Below are 4,980 nucleotides of genomic sequence, written 5' to 3' on the forward strand. Positions count from 1 at the left end.
GGATGTGCAGACCTATTTCTTCCGCCGCACCAACATGAACGCGCTGGGCCAGCCACGCTCCTGGACCGACCACCTGCTGTGGCACCACGCGGCGCACACGGTGGACCTGTTCGCCTACCAGTGCGGCTCGCCGATCGTGAAAGCGAATGCGGTGCAGGGGCCGATCCATCCGGCGCTCGGCATCGCGATGGACATGAGCATCCAGCTCAAGGCGGCGAATGGCGCGATCTGCACGCTGTCCCTGAGCTTCAACAACGACGGTCCGCTGGGCACCTTCTTCCGCTACATCGGCGACTCGGCGACCTACATCGCGCGCTACGACGACCTCTTCAACGGCCAGGATGAGAAGCTCGATGTGAGCAAGGTCGACGTGTCGATGAACGGCATCGAGCTGCAGGACCGCGAGTTCTTCGCCGCGATCCGCGAGAAGCGCGAGCCGAATGCGAGCGTGGCGCAGGTGCTGCCTTGCTACCAGGTGCTGCATCAGTTGGAGCAGCAGTTGGGGTGATGTCGGTGTGGGGCTTCGATACCTCAGCCTGAGCGGTTTCCTCCTGCGCAGCAATCCTTGGCACACACTCAGCCCGCTCAGCCTGAGGTATCGAAGGCCCGCTCCGCACTCGCAATCATCACGATGCAGCAACGTCAACTCGGCCCCTTCAACGTCTCAGCCCTCGGCCTGGGCTGCATGAACCTCAGCCACGCCTACGGCACGCCCCCCTCACGCGCCGACGCCGAAGCCCTGCTCCTCAGCGCCCTCGACAGCGGCGTCACCCTCTTCGACACCGCCGCGCTCTACGGCTTCGGCCTCAACGAGACGCTGGTCGGCGAGGTGCTCTCGCAGCACCGTTCCAAGTTCACCCTTGCCAGCAAGGGCGGCCTGCACGGCAACGCCGAGGGCAAGCGCGTGGTCGACGGCCGGCCCGAGACGATCAAGTGGAGCTGCGAGCAAAGCCTGAAGCGCCTGCGCACCGAGGTGATCGACCTCTACTACCTGCACCGCTGGGACAAGAAGGTGCCGATCGAAGACAGCGTGGGCGCGATGGCCGACCTGGTGCGCGAGGGCAAGGTGCGCACGATCGGTCTCTCCGAAGTCTCGGCCGCGACGCTCAAACGGGCGCATGCGGTGCACCCCATCACCGCGCTGCAGACCGAGTACTCGCTGTGGACGCGCAACCCCGAGATCGCCGTGCTCGAGGCCTGCCGCGAGATCGGCGCCGCCTTCGTCGCCTTCAGCCCGCTGGCACGCGGCTTTCTCTGCGGCGAGCTGCGCGACGTGGGCACGCTGGGCGAGAAGGACATCCGCAAGACCATGCCGCGCTTCGCGCCCGACCACTACGCGGCCAACCTCAAGCTGCTCGACGGCTACCAGGCCATCGCCGCCCGCGTGGGCTGCACGCCTTCGCAGCTGGCCCTGGCCTGGCTGCTGCACCGTGCGCCGCACATCATTCCCATCCCCGGCACGCGCAGCGTGGCCCACCTGCAGGACGACCTGGGCGCGGTGAACGTGCAGCTCGACGCCGCCACGATGCGGCAGCTCGACGCGCTCATCAACCGCGACACCGTGGTCGGCGGCCGCTACGACGCGATGGCCCAGGCCGGCGTCGACACCGAGGAGTTCTGAACATGCCGGCCACACGCGTGTTGCTGCCCGGCCTGCTGTGCGACCAGGCCGTGTGGCAAGCGCAGATCGACGCGCTGGGCCCCTGCCACGTGCCCGACTACGGCCAGCTCGATTCGCTGCGCGGCATGGCCGAGCACGTGCTCGCCACCGCGCCCGCCGGGCCGCTGGCGGTGGCCGGGCATTCGATGGGCGGGCGCGTCGCCTTCGAGATGCTGCGCCTCGCGCCGGAGCGCATCGAGCGCCTGGCCCTGCTCGATACCTCCTACCACCCGCTGGCCGAGGGCGAAGCGGGTGAGACGGAGCGCGCAGGCCGCATGAAGCTGCTGGCCATCGCGCGGCGCGACGGCATGCACGCGATGGCGCGCGAGTGGGCGCTGGGCATGGTGCACCCGAGCCGGCACGGCACGCCGCTGTTCGACAAGATCGTCGAGATGCTGGCGCGCAAGACGCCCGACCACTACGCGGCGCAGATCGAGGCGCTGTTGAACCGGCCGGATGCCGAGCCGCTGCTCGCCAGCGTGCGCTGCCCGACGCTGCTGCTGTGCGGGCGCGACGACGCCTGGAGCCCGCCCTCGCGGCACGAGCTCATGCAGGAGCGCATCGCCGGCTCGAAGCTCGTGGTCGTCGAACAGTGCGGCCACATGAGCACGATGGAGCAACCCGAGGCCGTGTCGCGCGCCTTCGCCGATTGGCTGGCCACATGATCACGCGCCGCCACGCCACCGCCGCGCTCTTGCTCGCCGCCAGCGGCCGCGCCTTCGCCTGGCCCGACAAGCCCATCACGCTGATCGTGCCCTTCGCGCCCGGCGGCATCGCCGACATCACCGCCCGCACGGTGGCGCAGCAGATGAGCGCGACGCTCAAGCAGACCATCGTGGTCGACAACCGCCCCAGCGCCGGCAGCGTGGTCGGCAGCGCCGCGGTGGCGCAGGCCGCGCCCGATGGCCACACGCTGCTGCTGATGAGCAACGGCAACGCGGTGAGCGCAGGCCTGTTCAAGAAGCTGCCCTTCGACGTGCAAAAGGACTTCGCCCCCATCGCCACGCTGGGCAGCTTCGACCTGGCGGTGTTTGTGGCCGAGGGCTCGCGCTTCAAGACACTGGCCGAGGTGATCGCCTTCGCGAAGCAGCAGCCGGGCAAGCTCACCATCGGCAGCATCACCGTGGGCAGCACCCAGCACCTGAGCGCCGAACTCTTCAAGATGCGCACCGGCATCGACGCGGTCACCGTGCCCTACAAGGGCACACCGGCCGTGCTCACGGCCCTGCGCGCCGGCGAGATCGACATTGCCTTCGAGATCCTCGGGCCCATGCTGCCGCAAGTGGAAGCCAAGGTGATCCGCGCACTGGCGGTGAGCTCGGGCACGCGCTACGCCGGCCTGCCCGAGGTGCCCACGGTGCAGCAATCGGGCGTGGCCGACTACGACGTGGCTTCCTGGAACGCCCTGGCTGCGCCGGCGCGCACGCCGCGAGAGATCGTGCTGCAACTCAACCGCGCCGCCAACGAGGCCGTCGCCAACCCCGCGGTGCAGGAACGCCTGCGCAGCCTGGGGGTGCGGCCGCAGGGCAGCACGCCCGAGCAGCTGCAGGCGTTGCTGACGAGCGAGATCCGGCGCTGGGGTGAGGTGATCGACAAGACGGGTATCGAGCGGCAGTAGCATCGGCAAGCCGCTCACCGACCTGCCCGATGACGACCACACCCCGCCGCCCCGCCCACAGCCTCTTCTTCATCGCCCTGCTCAGCCTGCTGCTGGCCGCCTGCAGCACGGTGACCAAGGACGGCCCCGAATCCCGCCCGCCGTCCAACCTCGACAAGGTGCCCGACGCGCAACCGCAGGTCGAGCCCATCCGCCAAGGTGGGCCGAACAAGCCCTACGAGCAGTCGGGCAAGAGCTACACGCCGATCCAGGGCGACCCCGCGCTGCGCGAGAAAGGCCTGGCCAGCTGGTACGGCAAGAAGTTCCAGGGCCGGCGCACCGCCAGCGGCGAGGTCTACAACATGTACGCGATGACGGCGGCGCACAAGACCATGCCGATCCCGAGCTACGCGCGCGTGCGCAACCCGGCCAACGGGCGCGAGATCATCGTGCGCGTGAACGACCGCGGGCCCTTCCATGAAGACCGCATCATCGACCTGAGCTACACCGCTGCGCTCAAGCTCGGCGTGCTCAATGGCGTGGCGCCCGTCGAGGTGGAGCGCATCACGCACGAGCAGATCCGCAGCGGCAGCTGGCAGCGCGGCGACAAGCCCGAGCCGCCGCCGGAGACGGTGGCGCCGGTGGTCGAGGTCGTGGCCACCAGCCCTTCGCGGGCGGCACCCCCGCCTGCACCGGCCCTGCCGCCGGTGGCGACGCAGCCCGCACCCGAACGGGCCTTCACCACCGCCGCCCAGGGCTACTGGGTGCAGCTCGGCGCCTTCCGCGCACGCGACGGCGCGGAGCAGTTCCAGAAGCGGGTGTCGGACGAGTTGAGCTGGCTGTCGCCGCTGCTGGCCATCTTCGGCGAGCCGCAGATCTACCGCCTGCAGGCAGGCCCTTACCCCACGCGCGGCGAGGCCCAGGAGGCCGCCGCGCGGGTGCGCGAGGCGCTCAAGCTGGTGCCCGTGGTGGTGGAGCGCCGCTGAGCGGGGGAGCCGGCCTTCCAGGCCGCCAAATAGCACGGCAGGTGAACTTCGGCATGAACGCAGTGGCTATCCAGCTCAAAACCACGCGTTAACCCGCAGCTGCCGCGTACAAAAGCGCCACAGCAGGGAAAACGCTGGGCGCCTATTTGCACTGCTGTGCAATATTTCCGTTCCCCGTGGAGTGCGGCCAGACGTCTTCTCGAAAGGACGCGGCCCCCGCCCTCCGACCGACCCAGCGGGGAGATCAGTGCCGTCACAGCCACTGAAACCACAACGGAGACACCTTCATGCAACGTCGACTGGTCCAACGCCTGGCCGCTCTGGCCGCCCTCGCCCTGGCGAGCGGCGCCGCTTTCGCCGGCAACTTCAGCTCCAGCTATTCGGCTGGCCTCAGCAGCTACAGCATCCAGGGCACCGAGCCCGCTTCAGGCAAGCACCCGGTGTTCATCTACACCGTGGGCACCACCGAGACCTGGAACAACGCCCAGGCCACCGCGGCCGTGGCCGAGATGGCCGCCAAGGGCTTCGTGGCCGCCGCTGTGCAGTACGACAGCGGCCTCTTCGGCACCTGCTCGCAGATCCTGTCCAAGGCCAGGTACATCTACAACAGCGGCTCGACCAGCAGCGCCGTCTCCAAGCTGTGCGCCCGCGCCACCGCCGACTGCTCCAAGGGCGTGGTCGTGGCCGGCTTCAGCCAGGGCTCGGTGATCGCCATCAACGCCAAGAACTACGACAGC

Annotated in this window: 5 protein-coding genes and 1 pseudogene; all 6 read left to right on the plus strand. The window is 69.2% G+C overall.

Going from position 1 to position 4,980, the window contains the following annotated elements; all coding sequences use genetic code 11:
- Positions 1–508 (plus strand): Gfo/Idh/MocA family protein (locus VFL64_RS06945; protein ID WP_489539648.1); only part of this gene is annotated, 508 nt, incomplete at its 5' end.
- A gap of 123 nt (positions 509–631) precedes the next feature.
- Positions 632–1,621, plus strand: a complete 990-nt coding sequence (locus VFL64_RS06950) for an aldo/keto reductase (RefSeq protein WP_489539649.1) — start codon at positions 632–634, stop codon at positions 1,619–1,621.
- A 2-nt stretch (positions 1,622–1,623) separates the two neighbouring features.
- Positions 1,624–2,325 carry an alpha/beta fold hydrolase gene (locus VFL64_RS06955; protein WP_489539650.1) on the plus strand — a complete coding sequence of 234 codons (702 nt, stop codon included), beginning with the start codon at positions 1,624–1,626 and terminating at the stop codon, positions 2,323–2,325.
- Positions 2,322–3,278, plus strand: a complete 957-nt coding sequence (locus tag VFL64_RS06960; RefSeq protein WP_489539651.1) for a Bug family tripartite tricarboxylate transporter substrate binding protein — start codon at positions 2,322–2,324, stop codon at positions 3,276–3,278. The genes VFL64_RS06955 and VFL64_RS06960 overlap by 4 nt, the downstream gene beginning before the upstream one ends.
- 29 nt (positions 3,279–3,307) lie before the next feature.
- The gene (locus tag VFL64_RS06965; protein ID WP_489539652.1) at positions 3,308–4,243 is read left to right on the plus strand and encodes a septal ring lytic transglycosylase RlpA family protein; all 936 of its coding nucleotides are present in this window, start codon (positions 3,308–3,310) and stop codon (positions 4,241–4,243) included.
- A 287-nt stretch (positions 4,244–4,530) separates the two neighbouring features.
- Positions 4,531–4,980, plus strand: a pseudogene (locus VFL64_RS06970) (hypothetical protein); the annotation flags it as partial.

The sequence above is a fragment of the Rhizobacter sp. genome (genome assembly GCF_035702065.1).
Classification (GTDB): domain Bacteria; phylum Pseudomonadota; class Gammaproteobacteria; order Burkholderiales; family Burkholderiaceae_C; genus Rhizobacter.